This is a genomic window from Mycolicibacterium vinylchloridicum, from assembly GCF_013404075.1.
In the GTDB taxonomy this organism is placed as follows: Bacteria; Actinomycetota; Actinomycetes; order Mycobacteriales; family Mycobacteriaceae; genus Mycobacterium; species Mycobacterium vinylchloridicum.
Genome location: NZ_JACBJQ010000078.1, coordinates 1 through 20678, shown reverse-complemented (window position 1 = coordinate 20678; position 20678 = coordinate 1). Strand labels below are relative to the sequence as shown.

General features: G+C 67.7%; 22 protein-coding genes, 1 tRNA gene and 1 rRNA gene. 2 read left to right on the top strand and 22 right to left on the bottom strand.

Annotation, left to right across the window (positions count from 1 at the left end):
* Positions 1–131: 131 nt before the first annotated feature.
* A tRNA-Pro gene (locus HPC46_RS31370) sits at positions 132–205 on the bottom strand.
* Between the two features lie 77 nt (positions 206–282).
* On the bottom strand, positions 283–1065 hold the full coding sequence (locus tag HPC46_RS31365; RefSeq protein WP_179475969.1) for a sulfite exporter TauE/SafE family protein: 783 nt from the start codon (positions 1063–1065) through the stop codon (positions 283–285).
* A gap of 127 nt (positions 1066–1192) precedes the next feature.
* Here HPC46_RS31365 and HPC46_RS31360 point away from each other — a divergent pair, with 127 nt between their 5' ends.
* The gene (locus HPC46_RS31360; protein WP_179475968.1) at positions 1193–1876 is read left to right on the top strand and encodes a nitroreductase family protein; all 684 of its coding nucleotides are present in this window, start codon (positions 1193–1195) and stop codon (positions 1874–1876) included.
* On the opposite strand, the gene HPC46_RS31355 is transcribed toward HPC46_RS31360, so the two are convergent.
* The 13 genes from HPC46_RS31355 to HPC46_RS35295 all read right to left on the bottom strand — a co-directional run bounded on the left by HPC46_RS31355 (position 1873) and on the right by HPC46_RS35295 (position 13810).
* Positions 1873–2175: a hypothetical protein gene (locus tag HPC46_RS31355; protein ID WP_179475967.1), complete on the bottom strand. Its 303-nt coding sequence runs from the start codon at positions 2173–2175 to the stop codon at positions 1873–1875. The two genes, HPC46_RS31360 and HPC46_RS31355, sit on opposite strands and share 4 nt — an antisense overlap.
* A 49-nt stretch (positions 2176–2224) precedes the next feature.
* A complete protein-coding gene (gene der / locus HPC46_RS31350; RefSeq protein ID WP_179475966.1) occupies positions 2225–3631 on the bottom strand; it encodes a ribosome biogenesis GTPase Der in 1407 nt (468 codons plus the stop codon).
* On the bottom strand, positions 3628–4308 hold the full coding sequence (gene cmk / locus HPC46_RS31345; RefSeq protein WP_179475965.1) for a (d)CMP kinase: 681 nt from the start codon (positions 4306–4308) through the stop codon (positions 3628–3630). The genes der and cmk overlap by 4 nt, the downstream gene beginning before the upstream one ends.
* The gene (locus HPC46_RS31340; RefSeq protein WP_179475964.1) at positions 4305–5048 is read right to left on the bottom strand and encodes a pseudouridine synthase; all 744 of its coding nucleotides are present in this window, start codon (positions 5046–5048) and stop codon (positions 4305–4307) included. Before HPC46_RS31340 ends, cmk begins: the two co-directional genes overlap by 4 nt.
* Complete coding sequence (scpB, locus tag HPC46_RS31335) at positions 5041–5739, bottom strand: SMC-Scp complex subunit ScpB (protein WP_179475963.1); 699 nt, start codon at positions 5737–5739, stop codon at positions 5041–5043. Before scpB ends, HPC46_RS31340 begins: the two co-directional genes overlap by 8 nt.
* 8 nt (positions 5740–5747) lie before the next feature.
* Positions 5748–6557, bottom strand: coding sequence for a segregation/condensation protein A (locus HPC46_RS31330; protein ID WP_179475962.1), 810 nt, complete (start codon positions 6555–6557; stop codon positions 5748–5750).
* Positions 6554–7417: a ParA family protein gene (locus HPC46_RS31325; protein ID WP_179475961.1), complete on the bottom strand. Its 864-nt coding sequence runs from the start codon at positions 7415–7417 to the stop codon at positions 6554–6556. The genes HPC46_RS31330 and HPC46_RS31325 overlap by 4 nt, the downstream gene beginning before the upstream one ends.
* A gap of 94 nt (positions 7418–7511) precedes the next feature.
* Positions 7512–8459: a site-specific tyrosine recombinase XerD gene (gene xerD / locus HPC46_RS31320; RefSeq protein ID WP_179475960.1), complete on the bottom strand. Its 948-nt coding sequence runs from the start codon at positions 8457–8459 to the stop codon at positions 7512–7514.
* A complete protein-coding gene (locus HPC46_RS31315) occupies positions 8456–9079 on the bottom strand; it encodes an NUDIX domain-containing protein (protein WP_179475959.1) in 624 nt (207 codons plus the stop codon). The genes xerD and HPC46_RS31315 overlap by 4 nt, the downstream gene beginning before the upstream one ends.
* Positions 9072–10832 carry a CTP synthase gene (locus HPC46_RS31310; RefSeq protein WP_179475958.1) on the bottom strand — a complete coding sequence of 587 codons (1761 nt, stop codon included), beginning with the start codon at positions 10830–10832 and terminating at the stop codon, positions 9072–9074. The genes HPC46_RS31315 and HPC46_RS31310 overlap by 8 nt, the downstream gene beginning before the upstream one ends.
* A gap of 144 nt (positions 10833–10976) precedes the next feature.
* Positions 10977–11918: a copper transporter gene (locus HPC46_RS31305; RefSeq protein ID WP_179475957.1), complete on the bottom strand. Its 942-nt coding sequence runs from the start codon at positions 11916–11918 to the stop codon at positions 10977–10979.
* A gap of 25 nt (positions 11919–11943) precedes the next feature.
* Complete coding sequence (gene steA / locus HPC46_RS31300; RefSeq protein ID WP_179475956.1) at positions 11944–13128, bottom strand: putative cytokinetic ring protein SteA; 1185 nt, start codon at positions 13126–13128, stop codon at positions 11944–11946.
* Between the two features lie 118 nt (positions 13129–13246).
* On the bottom strand, positions 13247–13810 hold the full coding sequence (locus HPC46_RS35295; protein WP_179475955.1) for a TetR/AcrR family transcriptional regulator: 564 nt from the start codon (positions 13808–13810) through the stop codon (positions 13247–13249).
* Between the two features lie 66 nt (positions 13811–13876).
* Here HPC46_RS35295 and HPC46_RS35290 point away from each other — a divergent pair, with 66 nt between their 5' ends.
* A complete protein-coding gene (locus HPC46_RS35290) occupies positions 13877–14896 on the top strand; it encodes a hypothetical protein (RefSeq protein WP_179475954.1) in 1020 nt (339 codons plus the stop codon).
* Here HPC46_RS35290 and recN read toward each other — a convergent pair.
* From recN to rrf, 7 genes are all read right to left on the bottom strand, one after another.
* The gene (recN, locus tag HPC46_RS31285) at positions 14889–16640 is read right to left on the bottom strand and encodes a DNA repair protein RecN (protein WP_179475953.1); all 1752 of its coding nucleotides are present in this window, start codon (positions 16638–16640) and stop codon (positions 14889–14891) included. The two genes, HPC46_RS35290 and recN, sit on opposite strands and share 8 nt — an antisense overlap.
* Positions 16641–16647: 7 nt before the next feature.
* Entirely contained in the window at positions 16648–17571 is a 924-nt protein-coding gene (locus tag HPC46_RS31280; protein ID WP_179475952.1) for an NAD kinase, read from the bottom strand.
* Complete coding sequence (locus HPC46_RS31275) at positions 17568–18377, bottom strand: TlyA family RNA methyltransferase (RefSeq protein ID WP_179475951.1); 810 nt, start codon at positions 18375–18377, stop codon at positions 17568–17570. The genes HPC46_RS31280 and HPC46_RS31275 overlap by 4 nt, the downstream gene beginning before the upstream one ends.
* Positions 18378–18386: 9 nt before the next feature.
* Entirely contained in the window at positions 18387–18563 is a 177-nt protein-coding gene (locus HPC46_RS31270; protein WP_179475950.1) for a hypothetical protein, read from the bottom strand.
* Between the two features lie 8 nt (positions 18564–18571).
* On the bottom strand, positions 18572–19597 hold the full coding sequence (locus tag HPC46_RS31265; RefSeq protein ID WP_179475949.1) for an HAD-IIA family hydrolase: 1026 nt from the start codon (positions 19595–19597) through the stop codon (positions 18572–18574).
* Between the two features lies 1 nt (position 19598).
* On the bottom strand, positions 19599–20435 hold the full coding sequence (locus tag HPC46_RS31260) for a tetratricopeptide repeat protein (protein ID WP_179475948.1): 837 nt from the start codon (positions 20433–20435) through the stop codon (positions 19599–19601).
* A 124-nt stretch (positions 20436–20559) separates the two neighbouring features.
* A 5S ribosomal RNA gene (gene rrf, locus HPC46_RS31255) occupies positions 20560–20673 on the bottom strand.
* Positions 20674–20678 lie beyond the last annotated feature (5 nt).

The window sequence follows — 20678 nt, the reverse complement described above, 5'->3', positions numbered from 1 at the left end:
CCTACGCGACTTCACCCTCGACCCCACCAGGGACTACCAACCCACCGGAGCGCCCAAAGGCCCCAAACGGAAAAAGCTGTGAACCTAATGCAGGTTCACAGCTATTCCGATGTCCTGAGACATCACAAGCGTCGGGCTGACAGGATTTGAACCTGCGACCACTTGACCCCCAGTCAAGTGCGCTACCAAGCTGCGCCACAGCCCGTTGCTCCCGACTGACGTCGGCAGCAGCGTCGAAAGCCTACCGCAGGCCCTGGCGCGGCCCCGAATCGGCCACACCTGTCACACCGTCAACAGCCGATACAGCCCGATGAGCCCGACCACCACGATCACTGCCCGCAGCACGTTCGGCGACAGCCGCCGCCCGTAGTGCGCGCCCAGCCAGCCGCCGACCAGCGATCCGGCTGCGATCAGGCCGGCGGCCTCCCAGCTCACCCGGTCGAATGCCACCACTGTGTAGCCCACCGCCGCGACGATGTTGACCAGCAACGACAGCAGGTTCTTGGCCGCGTTCATCCGCTGCATGTCCTCGGGCAGCAGCGCGCCCATCACGCCGATCAGCAGGATCCCCTGTGCCGCGGTGAAGTACCCGCCGTAGATCCCCACCGCGAACGTGCCCGCCACCAGCGCGGCCATCCGCTTGGGTGACACGTGCTCGGCAGACCGTCCGGCCGCCTCGGCACGCGATCGCGCGTACGCCTGAATCCGCGGCCCGATCACGACGAGCACCAGCGCGCCCACCAGGAGCACCGGCACGATCTGGGTGAACACCTTCTCGGGCAGATGCAGCAGCAAGAACGCTCCGATGGCCGCACCGATCACCGAGGCCGGGATCTGCCAGCGCAGCCGGTCCCATTGTCCGCCGAGTTCCTTGCGATACCCCCAGGTGCCCGACACCCCGCCGGCCACCAGGCCGATCGCGTTCGACATCGTGGCCGTCACCGGCGGAAACCCCAGCGCCACCAGCGTGGGGAACGTGATCAGCGTGCCCGAACCGACCAGCGCATTGATAGCGCCCGCCCCCATGCCGGCCAAGGCGATCACGATCATGTGGGAGACGGACATCAAGGCACCCTATCCGCACTTCCTGGTACCGCCGAACCGGGCCGCGATGCCGACCAAACGCCAAGGAACACAACGTGATCCACCACACACCACCACGCCGGGCATCGGGCCAATAACCTCAGACCCTATGAGCGACATACCGAGTACCGACGAGGCGCTGGCCAACCTGAGCATGCCCCTGCTGGACGCGATGATGACGCAGCGGGCCGTTCGCCGCGTAAAGCCCGACCCGGTCGACGACGCCATCGTCGTCAAATGCATCGAACTCGCGCTGCGAGCCCCGACCGGATCCAACGGCCAGAACTGGGAGTTCATCGTCGTCAAGGACCAGCGCGTCAAAGACCAACTCGCCAAGCGCTATCGGCAGCCCTGGTCGATCTACGGAGCGCTCGGTCGACGCCAGTCCGCCGGCGACCAGACGATGCTGAAGATCCTCAAGGCCGTGGAATGGCAGGTCGAGCACTTCAGCGAGATCCCGGTCCTGGTCATCCCGTGTCTGCGCGGCGGCACCCGGGTGCCCTACGTCCCGACACCGTTCGTCGGGGAAACGTCGTACTTCGGATCCATCTACCCCAGCGTGCAGAACCTGCTGCTCGCCGCCCGCGCGATGGGCCTTGGGGCATCCCTGATCACCATGCCGCTGTGGAGCGTCACCTCCGCACGCAAGATCCTCGGGCTACCACTGTCGGTGACCCCGATCTGCGTGGTTCCGCTCGGCTGGCCGAAGGGGCGCTACGGCCCGACCACCCGGAAGCCCGTCGAGGACGTCGTGCACCTCGACTCCTACGGAAAGCGCTGGCTCAAGGCCTAGTGATGGCCGCCGCTGCCGGGAGCTCCACCGGGGCCCCCGCTGTGGTCGCCGCCGCCGTTCCAGCCCGGCTCGGCCACCTCGGCCTCGGTCAGCACGTCGCTGGTATCCGGGATGACCGCCGGTGCGCAGTTCATCGAGAAGCTGTCCTCGGTGTCGGTCTCCTGGCAGGCCAGCACCCGGGGCGCAGCACCACCGAACGCGCCGCTGAACACGGCCACCGCGGGCGCCGCGGCGATCATCAAGCCGGCGATCCCGTAGACCAGACGGCGGGTGGGAAGCGAATACGCAGCAAACTCCATGCTGGCAATCTACTGCGCACAACCCGTGAAATCGCGGCAAACCCGCCGATTAGCGCGGCTTGAGCTTGCGCTTCTCACGCACCCGGACGTTGATCCGGATCGGACTGCCCTCGAAACCGAACGTCTCACGCAGCCGGCGCTCCAGGAACCGCCGATACCCGGCCTCCAGAAAACCACTGGTAAAGAGCACAAACGTCGGCGGCCGCGAGGTGGCCTGGGTGGCGAACAGGATTCTGGGCTGCTTGCCCCCGCGCACCGGCGGCGGCGTGGCCGCGACGATTTCCTTGATCCACGTATTGAGCTGACCCGTCGAGATCCGGGCATCCCAGGACGCCAGCGCCGTCTCCATCGCCGGCACCAGCTTCTGCACCGCCCGGCCGCTCTTGGCCGAGATATTCACCCGCGGCGCCCACTGGAGCTGCGCGAGCTCCCGGTCGATTTCCCGATCCAGCAGGTAGCGCCGGTCTTCGTCGACCAGATCCCACTTGTTGAACGCCAGCACCAGGGCCCGGCCCGCCTCGATCACCATCGACAGCACGCGCTGGTCCTGCTCGGTCAGCGGCTGCGATGCGTCGATCAACACGACCACCACCTCGGCGGCGTCGATCGCGCTGTGCGTGCGCACCGAGGCGTAGAACTCGTGCCCGCTGGCCTGCCCGACCCGTCTGCGCAACCCCGCCGTATCGACGAATCGCCATGTCTTGCCGCCCAATTCGATCAACGAGTCCACCGGGTCGACCGTGGTGCCCGCGACATCGTGCACCACCGAACGCTCGGCGCCCACCAGCCGGTTCAGCAGCGAACTCTTACCGACGTTCGGCTTGCCAACCAGCGCAACGCGTCGCGGTCCGCCGGGTCCCGCGGTGACCTCGGACGCGGTGGGCAAAGCGGCGACCAGATTGTCCAGCAGATCGGCGACCCCGCGTCCGTGCATCGCACTGATCGGATGCGGCTCCCCCAGTCCGAGCGACCACAGCGCCGCCGCGTCGGATTCGCCCTTCTCGTTGTCAACCTTGTTGGCCGCCAAGAACACTGGCTTGCCCGACCGGCGCAGGATGCGCGCGGCCGCCTCGTCACCGGCGGTCGCGCCGACCGTCGCGTCGACCACCAGGATCACCGCGTCCGCAGTCTGCATCGCCACCGAAGCCTGATCGGCCACCAACTGCTGCAGGCCCTTGGCGTCGGGCTCCCACCCGCCGGTGTCCTGTACGACGAAACGCCGCCCCGTCCAGGCGGCGTCGTAGGACACCCGGTCGCGGGTCACGCCCGGCAGATCCTGCACGACGGCCTCACGCCGGCCCAGGATCCGGTTCACCAGCGTCGACTTGCCGACGTTGGGCCGGCCAACGATGGCGACAACCGGTGGTGGCGCGAACGCTTCACCGTCCTCGGCTTCGAAGCCCTCGTCGGTGAGTTCCCATTCGCTCTCGTCGGACCAGGTGCCGTCGTCGCTCATCGCACTGCTCCGCTTCGCTGTTCGACCAGCTCCAGCAGCTGGGCCACGACCTCGGCCTCGGTCATGTCGCTGGTGTCGACGATCACCGCGTCCTCGGCCGGGCGCAGCGGCGACACCGCACGTGTGGAATCCAGGTGGTCGCGGCGCCGCACATCGGCCAGCACCGCCTCGTATTCGTCAGGCAGGCCGGCTGCGACATTCTGATCGTTGCGCCGGCGCGCCCGCGTCTCCGCCGACGCGGTCAGGAAGATCTTCACATCGGCGTCGGGCAATACGACGGTACCGATGTCGCGACCCTCGACGACGACATTGTCTGACCCCGAGGCCAATTCGCGCTGCATCGCCACCAACCGGGCACGGACCTCCGGTACCGCCGACACCGCCGACACCGCCTTGGTGACCTCGTCGCCACGGATCTCGTCCGACACGTCTTCGCCGCCAAGGTACGCGCGGTCGACGTTCGGGTCATAGCCCACCGACAACGGCACATCGGCTACCGCCGCGATCGATGCGGGGTCGGTGATGTCGATGTCAGCGCGCAGCATCGACAGCGTCACGATCCGGTACATAGCACCGGTGTCCAGGTAGTGGGCGTTCAGCGCACGCGCCAATCCCCTTGACACCGAGGATTTTCCGGTTCCGGCCGGACCGTCGACCGCCACCACTACCCGACTCACAGACCTACCGCCTTGTACAAATCCCCAACTTCCTTGCGGGTCAACACCCGGATGCTGCCCGGCCGCTGCTCGCCAAGGGCCACCTCGCCGATACTGACCCGCACCAGCCCTTCCACTGGGAAGCCCGCCGCGGCCAGCAGCCTGCGCACAATCCGCTTGCGACCCTCGTGCAGCGTCACCCGCAACAACGTCTTGCCCGGCACCGCATCGATCACCGCGAAGTCATCGACCGCCGCCGGACCGTCGTCCAGCTCGATGCCGGCCCGCAATGTCTTGCCTAAACCCCGTGGCACTGAACCGGTTACCGTAGCCAGATACGTCTTGGGCACTTCGAACGAGGGATGCATCAGCCGGTGCGCCAACTCGCCGTCGTTGGTCAGCAGCAGCAGGCCCTCGGTGTCGGCGTCCAACCGTCCGACGTGAAACAAGTTCTTGTTGCCGCGCACCCGATGCTCCACCAGATCGCCGACACACGGCCGGCCCCGGTCGTCCGACATCGTCGAATGCACACCGATCGGCTTGTTGATCGCCAGATATATCATCGTGTCGTCCACGACGATCCGCGACCCGTCAACCCGGATCTCGGCAGTGGCCGGATCCACCCGGGTACCCATCTCGGTGACGATCTGCCCGTCGACCTCCACCCGTCCGTCCAGGATCATCCGCTCGGCCACCCGCCGCGACGCGATTCCGGCCTGGGACAGGACCTTCTGCAGCCGCACCCCTTCTGGCTCAGGCATCGGTGTCCACATCGAAGGCGATCTTCTCTTCGACCGCGGTGCCCCCACCGGAAAGCTTGGCGAAACGTGGTTCGTCGTCCAGGTTTTCACTCATCTCGTCGATCACGTCGACGTCGGGAAGCAACGGTGCGATATCGGGCAGGTCGGTCAGCGACGACAGGCCGAGCCGCTCGAGAAAGAGCTCGGTGGTGGCGAATGTGGTTGCGCCGGTGTCCTCGTCGGCACCGGCCTCGGTGATCAGCCCACGCGCCACCAACGTCCGGATCACCGCGTCGACGTTGACGCCGCGCACCGCGCTGACGCGCGCCCGCGTAACCGGCTGCCGGTAGGCCACCACCGCCAGCGTCTCCAGCGCCGCGCGGGTCAGCTTGGAACGCGAGCCGTCCAGCAGCAACCGCTCCACATACGGCGCCAGCCGGGCCCGGGTGTACATCCGCCAGCCGCCCCCGGCTTCACGCAGGTCGATACCGCTGTCGCGGGCCGCCAACTCCGAGGCCATCACTTCCAGTTTCGCGGTGATGCGATACACCGGCTGCTCGGTCACCGAGGCCAACGTTTCGGCGCTGACCGGGGTGTCAACCACCAGCAGCAATGCCTCCAGTACGCGGCCCAGTTCGTCATCGTCCAGGTCGGCGTGGGCTACGTCGATATCGGAGTCCAAGTCGGGTACTTCGCCCGCTTCGTCGGTCATGGTTGGTTCTACTCTTCTTCCCACTCGGATCTGACCAGCTCATCGTCTACCTGCCGGTCCCCGGTCCACGAAACCTGGAGCACACCAAGCGGTTCAAACTGCTCAAATGCTACCGTCCGGGCCCGATACAGTTCGAGCAGTGCCAGGAAGCGCCCGACGATCTGAATGGGTTCGTCGCAGTCGGCGATCAGCTCCTTGAACGATGCCCACTGCCCCACCCCGCGCGCCGACAGGAACTCCAGCAGCCGCTCGGCCTGCTCTGGCACCGATACCTGCTGCGTGTGCAGATGGTCTGTGCGGACGGTCGGGACGGGCCGCGGGGTGAAGGCGGCCGCGGCGATCTCGGCGAAGCTCGCGGCGTCGACACCCAGCATGACCTCGGGAAGCAGGTCGGAGAACCGGTCTTCGAGGGCGACGGCGCGTGGGTAACTCCGCAACGCGGCGGCTTCCAGCTCGGCGAACATCTCGGCGACATGCTTGAACGCGCGGTATTGCAGCAGCCTCGCGAAGAGCAGATCGCGTACCTCGAGCAGCGCAAGATCCTCCTCGTCTTGCACCTGGCCGGCCGGCAGCAGCCGCGCGGCTTTGAGGTCCAACAACGTGGCGGCAATCACCAGAAAGGTGGTGGTCTCGTCGAGCTCGAGCTCGGGGCCGATCTGGCGGGTGTAGGCGATGAATTCGTCGGTCACCTGATGCAACGCGACCTCGGTCACATCCATGCGGTGGGCGAAGATCAGCTGCAGCAGAAGGTCGAACGGACCCTCGAAGTTGGTCAGCCTGACACGGAAGCCCTTTTCGGGCACCGGCGGTTCGGTCACTTGCCGAAGCGGTCGATGACCTCGCGGGCCAGCGATCGGTATGCCTGTGCGCCAGCAGATTTCGGTGCCCAGGTAGTGATGGGCTCGCCGGCGACACTGGTCTCGGGGAAGCGCACGGTGCGGGTGATGACGGTGTCGAACACCAGATCGCCGAAGCGTTCCAGGACCCGGGCCATCACCTCGCGCGCGTTGACCGTGCGGTTGTCGTAGCGGGTGATCAGGATCCCGCTGATCGCCAGCCGCGGGTTGAGCCGCTCACGCACCTTGTCGACGGTGTCGGTGAGCAACGCCAGTCCGCGCAGCGAGAAATACTCGCACTCGGTGGGGATGACCACCCCGTCGGAGCAGGCCAGCGCATTGACCGTCAGCAGGCCCAGCGACGGTTGGCAATCGATCAGGACGTAGTCGTAGCGATCGAGCACGGGGTGCAGCGCGCGCGCCAGGGTCTGCTCGCGGCCGACCTCGTTGACCAGCTGGATCTCGGCCGCCGACAAGTCGATATTGCTGGGCACCAGGTCCAGGTTCTTGACCCGGGTGTTGATCAGCACCTCGTCGATGCTGACCCGGGGCTCGATCATCAGGTTGTGCACCGTGTGGGCCAGCTCGTAGTGCGGCACGCCCAACCCTGCGGACAGTGCGCCCTGCGGGTCGAGGTCCACCAGCAGCACGCGGCGGCCGTACTCGGCCAGCGCCGCACCCAGGTTGATCGTGGAAGTGGTCTTTCCGACGCCGCCCTTCTGGTTACACATCGAGATGACCTTGGCCGGCCCATGCGAGGTCAGCGGCTGTGGTTCGGGAATGTGTCGGGGCGGGCGGCCGGTGAGACCGATAGCGGCATCGTCTGCTGCCTCGTCGGTCACGCCGTGCCCCCCGTCATCAGGCGATTCGGCGGCGTGGCGAACATCCGCGAAAGTCTAACGGTGTGTCGCCGCTGCGAATGGCAGACCCGCGACATCATGCGCGCGGATGTGCGCCGGCCCAGACCTCCCGCAGCGCGTGCACAGTGACCAGGGTGTAGATCTGCGTGGTGGTGACCGACGCATGTCCGAGCAGCTCCTGCACCACGCGGACGTCGGCGCCGCCGTCGAGGAGGTGGGTGGCGAAGGAGTGCCGCAGCGTATGTGGCGACACCGCCGCCGAGATCCCGGCGCGCTCGGCGGCGTCCTGCAATACCTGCCAGGCGCTCTGGCGCGACAGCCGCCCGCCGCGTGAATTCAAGAAAATAGCCGGCGTGCCGCGCCCCCGGCGCGCCAGATCTGGACGCCCCCGCACCAGGTAGGCGTCCAGGGCGGCGATCGCCGGACGGCCGACGGGTACCAGACGCTGCTTGCCGCCCTTACCGCGCAGCAGCACCGATCGGGCCTCGGTGTCGACGTCGTCGACGTCGAGCCCGACTGCCTCGGAGATCCGGGCGCCCGTCGAATACAGCAGCTCCAGCATCGCCCGGTTGCGCAACGTCAACGGCCCATCGGACGGGCTGTCGCCGCCCGCGCCGTCGAGCAGGGCCAGCACCTCGTCGAGGGACAGGCTCTTGGGCAGCCGACGGCTCGGGGTGGGCGGCTTGACCGCGCGTGCGACGTCGACGCCGATGATCCCTTCGGCCGCGGCGAAACGATGAAACCCGCGGACCGCGATCAGGGCCCGCGCGGCCGAGACCGCCGACAGCGGCACAGTGCCGGCGTCAGGATCACCGCGGCGCAGCGCCACCAGGAAATCGCTGACATCGTTCTCGGTGACGTCGGCCAGATCGTCGATGCCGCGCAGGCTCAGGTGCTCGAGGTAGCGGCGCAGATCGCGCCGGTAGGAGCTGATGGTGTTGGCCGCCACCCCGCGCTCGATGGTGAGGTGGTCGAGGTAGCCCTGCAGCTGCGCGTCCAGCGCGGCTGCCCGCACTGTCGTCATGTGCGGGCCTTCCCCGCGGCAAACGCCGTCGGGCGATCGGGGAACGGCGTGTCGACGGGCCGGGTCGGCTTGCCGTCCACGATCACCGCGTGTGCGGCCAGAATGCCCGCCACCGCAGTGGAATTCACGATCTCCCCGGCCAGCACCTGCTGCACCGCGTCGGTGATGTGCACCCAGTGCACGGTCATATCGGCTTCTTCGTCGTGACCGTCGGGGCGTCCGACATCGGTCAGCACCCGGGCCAGATACACCCGCAATGCCTCGTCGCTGAAGCCCGGTGAGGAGATCAGATCGACGAGCACATCCCACCGATCGGCGGTCAATCCGGTTTCTTCCCGTAGTTCGCGAGCCGCCGCCGTCGCCGGGTCTTCCCCCGGTTCGTCCAGCAGGCCGGCAGGCAGCTCCCACAGCCGGCGACCGATCGGGTGCCGGTACTGGTAGACCAGCGCCACCCGGCCGTGCTCGTCGACCGCGGCGACCGCGACCGCGCCGTAGTGTTCGACGACCTCACGCTTGGCGACGTGGCCGCCCGGCATCCGGACCTGGTCGACCCGGAGGGCGAGAATGTTTCCGCGATAAGCGGTTTCAGAGGATACGGTCTCGAAATCGTGTTCAGCCACGAGATGAGTGCTCTGGAACCTGCTCGGCCTGCTGCGCCGCGTGTTCCTTGCCGTTGGAGTGCTGTTCAGGGATCTCGACCGGCAACCGCTCGGCGGCCTTGTAGTCGATCGCCGCACCGATGAACGAGACGAACAGTGGATGCGGACGGGTCGGCCGACTCTTCAGCTCCGGGTGAGCCTGCGTACCGACCAGGAACGGATGCACCTCACGCGGATACTCGACGAACTCGACCAGGTGCCCGTCCGGTGAGGTCCCCGAGAACCGCAGTCCGCTCTCGGCGATCTTGTCGCGGTAGGTGTTGTTGACCTCGTAGCGATGCCGGTGCCGCTCGGAAACGTGCGTGGATTCATAGGCCTCGGCCACGATCGATCCCGCTTCCAGCGTCGCCGGGTAGGCGCCCAGCCGCATGGTGCCGCCAAGGTCGGCTTCTCCTGCGACCGCGTCACGCTGATCGGCCATCGTCGAGATGACCGGATCCGGTGTGCCCTCATCGAATTCGGCCGAGTTGGCTTCGGTCAAGCCCACCGATCGGGCCGCCTCGATCACGATGCACTGCAGGCCCAGGCACAAGCCGAGGACCGGCAGTCCCCGCTGGCGGGCATGGCGGATCGCGCCGATCTTGCCCTCGATACCGCGGATGCCGAACCCGCCGGGGATCAACACACCATGCACATCACCGAGCGCGGTGGCCGCACCGCTGTCGGTCTCGCAGTCGTCGGAGGCCACCCAGCGCATCTCGACCTTGGCGCGGTGGGCGAACCCACCGGCGCGCAGCGCCTCGGCCACCGACAGGTAGGCGTCGGAGAGGTCGACGTACTTGCCCACCAACGCGATTCGCACGGTCTCCTTGGGCTCGTGCACCCGCTTCAGCAGGTCGTTCCACTGTGTCCAGTCCACGTCGCGGAACGGCAGATTGAGCCGGCGCACCACGTAGGCGTCGAGTTCCTCGCGGTGCAGCACCTTGGGAATGTCGTAGATCGACGGTGCGTCCGGTGTGGAGATCACGCCGTCGATGTCGACGTCGCACATCAGCGCGATCTTGTTCTTCAACGGCTCGGGCACGTCGCGGTCGCAGCGCAGGATCAACGCGTCGGGGCTGATACCGATGCTGCGCAGCGCCGCCACCGAGTGCTGTGTGGGTTTGGTCTTCAGCTCGCCCGACGGCGCAAGGTAGGGCACCAGGGACACATGCAGGAAGAAGCAGTTCTCCCGGCCGACCTCGTGGCGGACCTGCCGGGCAGCCTCCAGGAACGGCAGCGACTCGATGTCACCGACCGTGCCGCCGATCTCGGTGATCACCACATCCGGGCGACTGCCCGACGCGTCGGGTTCGGCCATGGCCAGGATGCGGCGCTTGATCTCGTCGGTGATGTGTGGGATCACCTGGACGGTGTCGCCGAGATATTCACCGCGGCGCTCCTTGGCGATCACCGCCGAATACACCTGACCGGTGGTCACATTCGCCGAACCGGACAGGTTGCGGTCCAGGAAGCGCTCGTAATGGCCGACGTCGAGATCGGTCTCCGCGCCGTCCTCGGTGACGAACACCTCGCCGTGCTGGAACGGGTTCATCGTTCCCGGGTCGACGTTGAGGTAGGGGTCCAGCTTCTGCATCGTCACCTGCAGCCCGCGCGCGGTCAGCAACTGACCGAGACTGCTTGCCGTCAGGCCCTTGCCAAGGGACGAAACGACTCCACCGCTGACGAAGAGATGCTTGGTAGCGGTCTGCGGATGCTTGCGCAATGGTGGCAAGGACAACCTCCGTGACGACGGGCAGGGGATCGCTGTGAACTAGCTGGGGCCTGCCTACCCACGGAATCTCACCCTAACACCGACGCCGACAAGGTGGCGCTAACACGCCAGTGGGCTGCATTACCTCTGGGTTACTGCGCAGGACTACTGCGGGAGGGTGATCGACGTTGCGCCGGGTCCGATGCCGAACTTCCCCGCCGGTGCGCCGTTGATCAGGCTCTGCAGGGCAAGGGTGGCGGTGATCCGCCCCGACTCGACACTGATGTCGTCGACGGTGGTGACATCGGCGGCCATGCCGGCGTCGGCACGGGCCACGGCGACGGCTGCGGTGCCGGTTGCGGATCCATCACGGCCGGCCAGCACGGTCCCGGCCCCGTGCGGGGCCATCGCCGCGGCAAAGCGAGCCACCGTGGACCCCTGATTGCCGGCGTCGTCGCCCAGCGCTCCCCCGGTGACGACGACCGCGGTGTTGGCCGCGCCGATGTGATCACCCTGGTAGGTCACAAAGCCGGTCTCACGCAGCGCGGCCAGAACGGTGTCACGCTGTCCGTCGTCGGCGGGTTTGATCTCGGGCTTGCGGTTGATCAGCAGCGTGATGCCGAGCAGGTCACCGGCCTGAGATCCCTGGTCGACCATCGTGGTGCTCAGCTGCGCTCCGGCCGGCACGATCGAGGAGTTGACCACCGAGCGCAGCTTCTCCGCGGAGTTGGCGTCGACGAACTGCTGGGTCAGCGCGATCGTCCCGGTGACGGTCCCCCCGGCCTGACCGACGATCCGGCTCATCGCCGACACGTCGTCGTCGTCGGCGTCGGGCGTACGGATGAAAACCACCGACTTTCCGGCCAGCGCATCGTGCACCATCCGGCCGGCCATCTGGGTGTCGAAATCATCAGCGGCAGCAATCTTTTCGTTCACCGCGTTGCGCTGGTCGGTAAGCGTGGTGATCTGCTTGTTCAGATCCTGCTTCTCGGCACGCAGCCCGGACAGCAGCGTGTCTGACAGCACACCGGAACCGAAGAAAACCCCGACGGCCAGTGCAAGAAACACCGCAGCCAGCGAAATGGCATGGTGGCGTAACGAAATCACAGCGATGAGCCTTTCTGCCCGACGCCTAGGTCACCCAGCTCTGCACCCACAGCGAGAAGCGGTTCCAGTAAGTCACGATCCAGTCGATGACGAAGGTGTCGGCCCGCGACACCCAGAGCGCGGCGATGATCGCCAGCAGCACCGCCAGGATCAGCATGGCGATGGCGCCACCGGAGATGTGGTTGCGGTACAACGTGGCAACGGCTTTCGCGTCGACCAGCTTCTCACCCACCTTGAGGCGAGTGAGGAATGTCGACGGGTTGCTCTGCTGGCGAGAGCGGTCGAAGAACTCTTCGATGCTGGCCGAGTGGCCCGCGGTGACGATCAGGGCGGCACCGTGGTGGTCGACGAGCAGCAGCGCCAGGTCGGCAGCCGAACCGGCGGCCGGGAACGTCATCGCCCCGATACCCAAGTCCTGAATGCGCTCAAGGCCGTTGGCGTGTCCGTCGGAGTCGGCGGGCAATACCACCTGCGCACCGCTCTTGAGCACGTCGGCGCTCATCTGATCTGGGTTGCCGACGATGAGCTGCGGCCGATAACCGCACTTCTGCAGAACGTCCGCGCCGCCCTCCACACCGACGAGCACCGGTTGGTACTCCTTGATGAACGGCTTGAGCGCCTTGAGGTCTTCCTCGGCACCCTCGCCGTCGGACACCACCACGACGTGGCGGCGGTAGACGTCGACGTCGATGTCCGGGATGCCGATGCCGTCGATCAGCAGCGGGCTTTCGCTACGGATGAACTCGATGGTGTTGCCTGCGAACGCCTCCAGGTGCGCGACCAGCCCGGTCTTGGCGTCCTGCATGAGGTCGGCGATCTCTTCGTCGCTGCGCTCCACGCCGTGGACCAGCCGACGATCACCCGCGTACACGCCACCGTTGTGCAGACGGATCTTCGCGCCGTCCTTGATCTTCTTGAAGACTTCGGCGCCGGCGCTGTCGATCAGCGTGATGTTGTTGGCCACCAACACCTCCGGGCCGAGGTTCGGATAGCGACCCGAAATCGACGGGGAGGCGTTGACGACGCCTGCGACGCCGGCGTCCACCAGCGCGTCGGCAGTCATCCGGTCCAGATCGAGGATGTCGAGCACCACGATGTCACCCGCGCCGATGCGGCGCAGCAGGCGGTCGATGTCGCGGTCGACGCGGGCCGTACCCGTGACGCCTGGTCGTGCACCGGTGTTACGCGAGAGGAGCGCTGACATCTTCATGCGGCGATTCTGTCGGCGTTCGGCCGGATATCAGTGGAGGCGCGCCGTAACACCAGCCACACAAGTCACATTTTGTCACAGCAGTAACACGGTTTGATTGCGAGGCGAGGGCCCGTCCTCAGCCGGCGCGGTGGCCGTTCAGAAACGCGGCGACAACGGCGTCAGGGTCGAATTCCGGTCCCGGCACCGCTGCACCCGCGCGTGCCCAGAGACTCGACACCAACTGCGGCGCGATGAGCATCACCACCTTCTGCATCGGGTCGCCCTCGGCCAGATGTCCGCTGTCCTGGTGTGCCTCGACGAGCCGAGCCGCGTTGAGCAGGTTGGGCATCAGCGCCGCCATGGCCTCCCGTAGTTCAGGATGTCGCGACGCTTCGGTGAGCAGTGTCATGACCGCGCCGCCGTACGTCTGCACCGTTTGGGCGTAGGCCCGAACCAGCGTGATGAGGTCCGCCCGGACGTCATCGGTGGTTTCCACTCGGGCGAAGGACGTGTCAGCCAAGACCCGGGTGAGTGCCGCATTGATCAATGACGCCTTGTCGCCGTAGCGGCGGAACAACGTGACCTCGTTGACGCCCGCACGCTTGGCGATCTCCTGGGTCGTGGTCGCCCGGTATCCCGACTCCGCGAAAACCGTGACCGCCGCCCTGAACAGTTCGTCCTCGTCGATTCGCTTCGGCACCCCGTCAGTGTAATGCAAGTTATTACTTGCATTACCTCTTGGCGCGTGGGCGGGTACCGTCGCCTGATGGCATGGAGGGGCGGGCTGCTGGTCGCGCTCGGCGTGGGTGCGGCGCTGGTCAGCAGCGCCGGAATCGCGCACGCGGACTCGTCCGCCACCGGCTCGTCGCCACGGGCTGCCGATTCCTCTCCGGCGGCCTCTCAGCCGCGCCCGGCGTCGGTGCGTAAGCCGCTCGACAGACCGGCCCGCGTCGCGATGACGAGTCGCCTGGGCACGATGCGGCCAACTCCCCCAACACCTTTCGAGCCCGGACCTGATCCGTCGGTGACGGTCGCGGCGCTGGCGGCGGCCCGCCGCGAACCCGGCACCGGCATGGCCGGCCCCGCGTCGCGACCTGGCGTGCGGCCGCCACACGACGTCATCGCCGGCGTCGCGAGGTGGTTCGACGACCTGCACTACCACCTGACGGGCGCCCCCGAGACGCATCCCACTCCCGCCGACACGGCCGCGACTCCGTACGGCGGCATCGGCAAATGGATGCTCGAACGCAGCGGCAAGCTCGCGGACTGGCCCAGCCCCGCCTATCCCTTCAAGACGCTCTACCAGCCGATCAACATCGTCATCGTCGACTCGACGTCGACCACCGCGACCGAGTCGGCCCAGAAGGTCAACGCCGCATTGACCGCGGCCGGCTTCCCCGCTCAGCAGCTGCATTCCACCGGGTATCAGGGCCTGATCAACGGCGTCGCCTACGGCCAGCAACCCATCGGGTCGCAGGAGGCGTTCTCCAACGCGCACTGGCTGCGCGTCAACGACCACGGCCGGCTCTTCGGCCCGTCGCCGGACGCCACCGACACCGGCTTCGTGTGGACGGCGTCGTTCAGCCGCGAGCAGCCCGGCCTGTCGAACCTGGCCCCCACCCACATCTACGTGTCGTTCGACAAGGCCCGCGACGCGGTGCGCGACGGGCTGGTCGGCAGCGGGGCAACCGATCTGGGTTTGGTCGACCTGGGCAACACATTGTCCGGGCGGACGATCACCACCGGCGATCACGACGGCTACGCGGCCGTCATCGGCCTCAATTGACCTTGTCGGCCTGAGCGGCTTCCAACAGCTCGCGGGCATGCGCGCGGCCGGTGTCGGATTCCCCAAGCCCGGCCAGCATGCGGGCCAGCTCGGCCACCCGCTGGTCGGTGTCCAGGCGGCGTACCTCGCTGGTGCCGTTGCCCGCGCTGTCGACCACCAGGTGGCTGTCGGCGTAGGCGGCGACCTGCGGCAGGTGGGTGACGACGATGACCTGATGACTGCGGGCCAGCCGCGCCAGCCGGCGCCCGATCTGGACCGCGGCCCGGCCACCCACCCCGGCGTCGACCTCGTCGAACACCATTGTGGTGCCCTCGGCCGAGGCTGCCAGTACCACTTCGAGCGCGAGCATGACACGGGACAGCTCACCGCCGGACGCGCTCTTGTTCAACGGCAGCACGTCGGTGCCGCGATGCGCGGTGAAGCCGAACTCGACCAGGTCGATGCCTTCACCGCCGGCATGCACGGTCTCACCCGACGGCAACCGCAGTGGCGCGCTGTCGTCCTCGCGGGCCGGCATCAGCGACACCGTCACCGTGAAGTCGGCGTTGGTCATGGCCAGCCCCGTCAGCTCGGCGGTGATCGCCTTGGCCAGGCCCTTGGCCGCCTTGGTCCGCAGCTTGGTCAGTTCGAGAGCCGCCGTGGCCACCTGTCCGGCCAACTCGTCGGCTCGGCGGGCCAGCCCGGCCAGTGCATCCTCAGACACGTCGAGCTGCGCCAGACGCTCACGAGATTCCTTGGCCCACGCCAACACACCGTCGACGTCCGCGGCGTACTTGCGGGTCAGGCTGCGCAGCTCGGCCTGCCGGGCGAGCTTGGTCTCCAGTGCGCTGGCATCCTCGGGCAGGTCACCCAGGAAGTCGCCGAGTTCGCGGGCGACATCGCCGACGACGGTCAGCGCGTCGCTGAGCTGGCGGGACAGCGCACCGAGCGCGGGATCGTCGGTGGACTGCAGCAGTGCCGCTGCGCGACCCAAAGTGTCTGTGGCCGAACGGGGTTCGTCGGCGGCGAGCTCGTCGGCCGACAGGTTGGCGCGGGCACCCGCCACCGCTTCGCGCAGCGCGTCCAGTTCGGAGAGCCGGCGGATGTCGGCCACCAGCGATTCGTCCTCGCCCGGGGCCGGGTCGACACCGTCGATCTCGGTCAATGCGAACTTCAGCCGGTCGGCCTCCTGGGCCAGCTCGCGGGCCCGGTTGGTCCGGTCCACCAGATCGCGCCTGGCCACCTGCCACTGGTCGCGAAGCTTCTTGTAGCGCTCGAGTTTGGCGTCGACACCGGCGAACCGGTCCAGGGCGCCGCGCTGCTCCTCGGGACGCATCAACCGCAACTGGTCGTTCTGGCCGTGCAAGGTCAGCAGCCCGGTGGTGAACATCGTCAGCGATTTGGCCGGCACGCTGCGCCCACCGAGGTAGGCCCGCGACGGACCGTCCCGGCTGACGGTGCGCAGGGCGATGATGCTCCCGTCGTCGTCCCGCTCGGCGCCGGACGAATCGAGGATCTCATCGGTCGCTGCGGCGGTCGCGTCATCGAGTTCGGCAGTGGCGAACCGGCCTTCGACCACTGCCTTCTCGGCGCCGGACCGCACCCGGGTGGCGTCGGCGCGGGCCCCGCCCAACAGATGAAGCCCGGTCACCACCATGGTCTTGCCGGTGCCAGTCTCGCCGGTCAGCACTGTCAGGCCGCGGTCGAACTCCGCGGTCGCGGCGCTGATGGCACCCAGTGCTTCGATCCGTATCTCTGCCAGCATCGACGAATCACTGCCCCCGCCAGCCGGTGACCGGCAGTCGGAACTTGCGGACCAGCCGATCGGTGAACGGCGCACTGTCCAGCCGCACCCACTTCAGCGGTGTCGTGCACTTGGTGACTTCGAGGCGCCCGCCGGCCGGGACCCGCATCTCCCGGCGGCCGTCGCAGAACACCAGCGCCTCGTGACTGTCGTCCTCGATCTCGATAGCGATCAACGCGGTCGGGCTGGTGACCATGGGGCGGGCGAACAGCGCGTGAGCGTTGTTGGGCACCACGATGATTGCCTCGAGATCGGGCCACACGACGGGGCCTCCTGCCGAGAATGCGTAGGCCGTGGAGCCGGTCGGACTGGAGACCAGCACCCCGTCGCAGCCGAAGGCCGATACCGGGCGGCCGTCGATCTCCAGGACGACGCCGATGACCCCGAGCCGGGCCCCCTTCTCCAAGCTGGCCTCGTTGAGGGCCCAACCGTGGGAGATGACCGTGTCGTTGGCGCGCACCGTGATGTCCAGCGTCATCCGTTGCTCGACGCGATAGTCGCGGGCGACGACGTGCTCGAGGACGGTGTCGATGACCTCGGCTTCGGCCTCGGCGAGAAACCCGATGCGCCCGAGGTTGATTCCCAACACCGGGATCTCGGCGTTGCGTGCCAGTTCGGCGGCGCGCAGGAATGTGCCATCCCCGCCGAGCACCAGGACCAGTTCGCAGCCGACTGCGGCATTGGCGTCGGCGTCCACGATTTCGGTGGCGGCCCCCAGACCGGCCACCTCGGCCTGCTCCAGGTGCTGGGCGCTGCGGTCGACGGCCTCGGCGGAGAGCACGCGCAACCCGATCCCGTTGTCGCCCAGTACTTTTTCCACCCGGCGAGCGGTCTCGGTGGCCTCGTCGCGGCCAGTGTGCACGACGAGCAGGATCACCCGCTCAGAATTCATTGCGGTCCTTCCGCGACGGCGCGGCGCACCGCGGCGTCCAATTGGTCTCCGGGTAGCCCTCGGTCGGTGTCGGCACGCAGCCACAGGAAGTATTCGACATTGCCCGACGGGCCGGGCAGCGGGCTGGCGGTCGCGCCGACGGTCTGCCAGCCCAGTTCACCGGCGCGCGCGGCGACAGCCAGCACCGCGGCGGCGCGCAGGTCCGGATCGGAGACCACACCGCCGGCACCGACCTGCTCTCGCCCCACCTCGAACTGTGGCTTCACCATGGGAACGATATCGGCGTCGTCCGACGCGCTCGCGGTCAGTGCGGGCAGCACCGTGGCCAGCGAGATGAACGACAGGTCGGCCACCACCAACCCCACGGGACCGCCGATGGTATCTGCGGTCAGGTCACGCACATTGGTGCGCTCGATGACGGTCACCCGCTCGTCGGAGCGCAACGACCAGGCCAGCTGTCCATAGCCGACGTCGACGGCAACCACTTCGGATGCGCCACGATCGAGCAGCACCTCGGTGAAACCACCGGTCGAGGCGCCGGCGTCCAAGCAACGCCGCGCCGCCACGTCGATGGCGAAGGCATCGAGGGCACCGATGAGCTTGTGCGCGCCGCGTGACACCCAGGTGCGCTCGTCGCTGGCCTCGACCGTGAGATTCGCGGTCACCGCGACTGCCGTCGCGGGCTTGACCGCCCGCATCCCGTCGATGCTGACCCGGCCCGCACCGATGAGTTCGGCGGCCTGCTGCCGCGACCGTGCCAGTCCTCGACGGACCAGCTCGGCGTCAACCCGGGCACGCCGCGTCATCGGTCGAACTCAGCCCTTCTCCACCGATTCCAGCGCATTGACCAGGATCTGGTGCGCTTCCTCGAGCTGCCGTCCGACCGCGTCGATATCGACACCGGTGGCCTCGGCGCTGTCCGGGTCGACGCTGGGTAGCTGTGCTAGCACAGCGTCGATTTCGGTGCGGATCTGTTCGGGGTCGGTACTCATAACGCCATTCACGCTAGCCGATCAGTGCCCGACAGCAGGGACCAGCGCTGCAGCGCGGCGCGTGCGGTGTCGTCGCCTGCCCGCACAACCACCCGACGGCCATCCTGCGCCGCATTCCAGACCGCCCGCGCCGCTGCCCGGACCACGGACAGTCCGTCCGGCCCGGCGTCACCGCCGGCGGCCATGACGGTGACGGCGCCGTCGCCGATCTCGACGCGCCAGGCGGGTTGCTCGACGATCGCGAGAGCCTCGGCGTCGGTGTGCAGGTCCCGAAGGTCGGCACCGATATAGGTGGGCCGCTGAGCCGGGGCGGCGTGGACCGCCTCGGCGGCGGTGCTGACCCCGCACAGCACCATGAGGCTCGGCAGGTCCGCGGCGTTGGCGCCCTCGATGTCGGTGTCGAGACGATCGCCGACCACCAGTGGCGCGTTAAATGAACCACGCGCCAACGCATCTCGCATCAACGTTGGTGCGGGCTTACCGGCCACCCGGGGTTCGGCGTCGGTGGCGGTTCGCAGCGCCGCGACCATCGAGCCGTTTCCGGGCAGCAGCCCACGCTCGGTGGGCAGGGTGCGGTCCACATTGGCGGCCACCCACAGTGCGCCGGCGCGGATCGCGAGGGCGGCCTCGGCCAGATCGGGCCAGGCGGTCGTGGTCGAATGTCCTTGCACGACGGCGACCGGCTCGTCGTCGAACTGCCGTACCGGCCGCAGGCCCACCGCCTCGATTTCACCGGCCAGTGCGTCGGTGCCGACGATCAGCACCTTCGAGCCCGGCTTAAGGTGGTCAGCGAGCAGGTGGGCCGCGCTCTGGGCGCTGGTCACCACGTCGTCGGCGTGCGCGGTGAAGCCGAGCTCGCGTAGGTGGGCAGCCACATCGCCGGCAGCGCGGGAGGCGTTGTTGGTGACGAACAGCTTGCGGGTGTGCGCCGCATCGAGGGCCTCAATGGCGCCCTCGGTGGGCGCGTGGCCGCGGAATACCGTGCCGTCGAGGTCGAGCAGCAGGCAATCATGCTGCTGCGCAAGGGTTGTCACGTCAGGCCAACTCGCCGACCCGGTCTTCGGCGTCGGTGACACCGTCGAGGTCAGCGGCGGCGGCATTGATGAACCACTGCAACGCCTCGTCGCCGCGGTTCAGCGCCAAGAGCGTCTCGGCGTAGGCGTAGAACAGTCGCGCCGCGGTCGAGCCGGTGCGGGACGGGTCGGGCTGTGGGCTGGACAGCACGGCCAGGGCCTGTTCGAGCTGACCGAGATCGGCCCGGGCGCCGGCGGCCACAATGCGTAGTTCGTCAGCATCGTCACCGGTGAGTTCCGCGGCTTCGGGGCTGCGGGCCAGCTCGATCGCGCGTTCGGGCCGGCCCACCCCGCGTTCGCAGTCGGCAATCAGGGGAAGCAGCTGGGACTTGCTGCCCATCCGGCGGGCCGCACGGAACTCCGACAGCGCCTGGGCCCAATCACCACACTGATAGGCGGCGATACCGACCGCCTCGCGGACCGCGGCGATACGCCCGGATCGGGCGCGGGCGGCTTGGGCATGTTCGAGAGCAGCCTGTGGATCCTCGTCCAGGAGCTCGCCGGCAGCGACCAGATGCCGCGCCACGGTGTCGGCGGTCGATTTGTCCAAAGTCGTGAGCTCGCCTCGTATTTCAGGCGATAGCTGCTTGGCCTCGATGGAGGCAGGGATAACCGGCCCGGCCGGGTGCTGCATGCTCCCATCACCGTCTGAGGCGTGCTGAGGCTGGGCGCTGCGGGCTCGGCCGGGACCCGAACGACGCGGGGCACCCGAGCCCCGACGATCGCGGCCCGCGGCGCCGGCTCCCGCGGGACGACGCGGCGGACGCCCGCTGGAATTACCTTGCCTGTCATCGACCACCCGTAAAGGATACGGGTAGTCCTCAGACGCTCACAATTGGAGATATTTGAATTGAGCCAATGGAATTCGCACTCGAGAAAAGGAAACGCCCCCCGATTTCTCGGGGGGCGTTTCACTAAATTGTGTTCGGCGGTGTCCTACTTTTCCACCCGTGTTGGGTAGTATCATCGGCGCTGGCAGGCTTAGCTTCCGGGTTCGGGATGGGACCGGGCGTTTCCCTGCCGCTATGGCCGCCGTAACTTT

What these genes read in the sequence shown, in the direction of transcription:
- recN (WP_179475953.1), bottom strand. Translation starts at nt 16,640, where the DNA reads ATGCTGGCAGAGATACGGATCGAAGCACTGGGTGCCATCAGCGCCGCG.
- HPC46_RS31340 (WP_179475964.1), bottom strand. Translation starts at nt 5,048, where the DNA reads ATGCCTGAGCCAGAAGGGGTGCGGCTGCAGAAGGTCCTGTCCCAGGCC.
- xerD (WP_179475960.1), bottom strand. Translation starts at nt 8,459, where the DNA reads ATGACGACAGTGCGGGCAGCCGCGCTGGACGCGCAGCTGCAGGGCTAC.
- HPC46_RS31280 (WP_179475952.1), bottom strand. Translation starts at nt 17,571, where the DNA reads ATGAATTCTGAGCGGGTGATCCTGCTCGTCGTGCACACTGGCCGCGAC.
- HPC46_RS31355 (WP_179475967.1), bottom strand. Translation starts at nt 2,175, where the DNA reads ATGGAGTTTGCTGCGTATTCGCTTCCCACCCGCCGTCTGGTCTACGGG.
- HPC46_RS35290 (WP_179475954.1), top strand. Translation starts at nt 13,877, where the DNA reads ATGGCATGGAGGGGCGGGCTGCTGGTCGCGCTCGGCGTGGGTGCGGCG.
- HPC46_RS31270 (WP_179475950.1), bottom strand. Translation starts at nt 18,563, where the DNA reads ATGAGTACCGACCCCGAACAGATCCGCACCGAAATCGACGCTGTGCTA.
- scpB (WP_179475963.1), bottom strand. Translation starts at nt 5,739, where the DNA reads ATGACCGACGAAGCGGGCGAAGTACCCGACTTGGACTCCGATATCGAC.
- der (WP_179475966.1), bottom strand. Translation starts at nt 3,631, where the DNA reads ATGAGCGACGACGGCACCTGGTCCGACGAGAGCGAATGGGAACTCACC.
- HPC46_RS31365 (WP_179475969.1), bottom strand. Translation starts at nt 1,065, where the DNA reads ATGTCCGTCTCCCACATGATCGTGATCGCCTTGGCCGGCATGGGGGCG.
- HPC46_RS31275 (WP_179475951.1), bottom strand. Translation starts at nt 18,377, where the DNA reads ATGACGCGGCGTGCCCGGGTTGACGCCGAGCTGGTCCGTCGAGGACTG.
- steA (WP_179475956.1), bottom strand. Translation starts at nt 13,128, where the DNA reads ATGAAGATGTCAGCGCTCCTCTCGCGTAACACCGGTGCACGACCAGGC.
- HPC46_RS31360 (WP_179475968.1), top strand. Translation starts at nt 1,193, where the DNA reads ATGAGCGACATACCGAGTACCGACGAGGCGCTGGCCAACCTGAGCATG.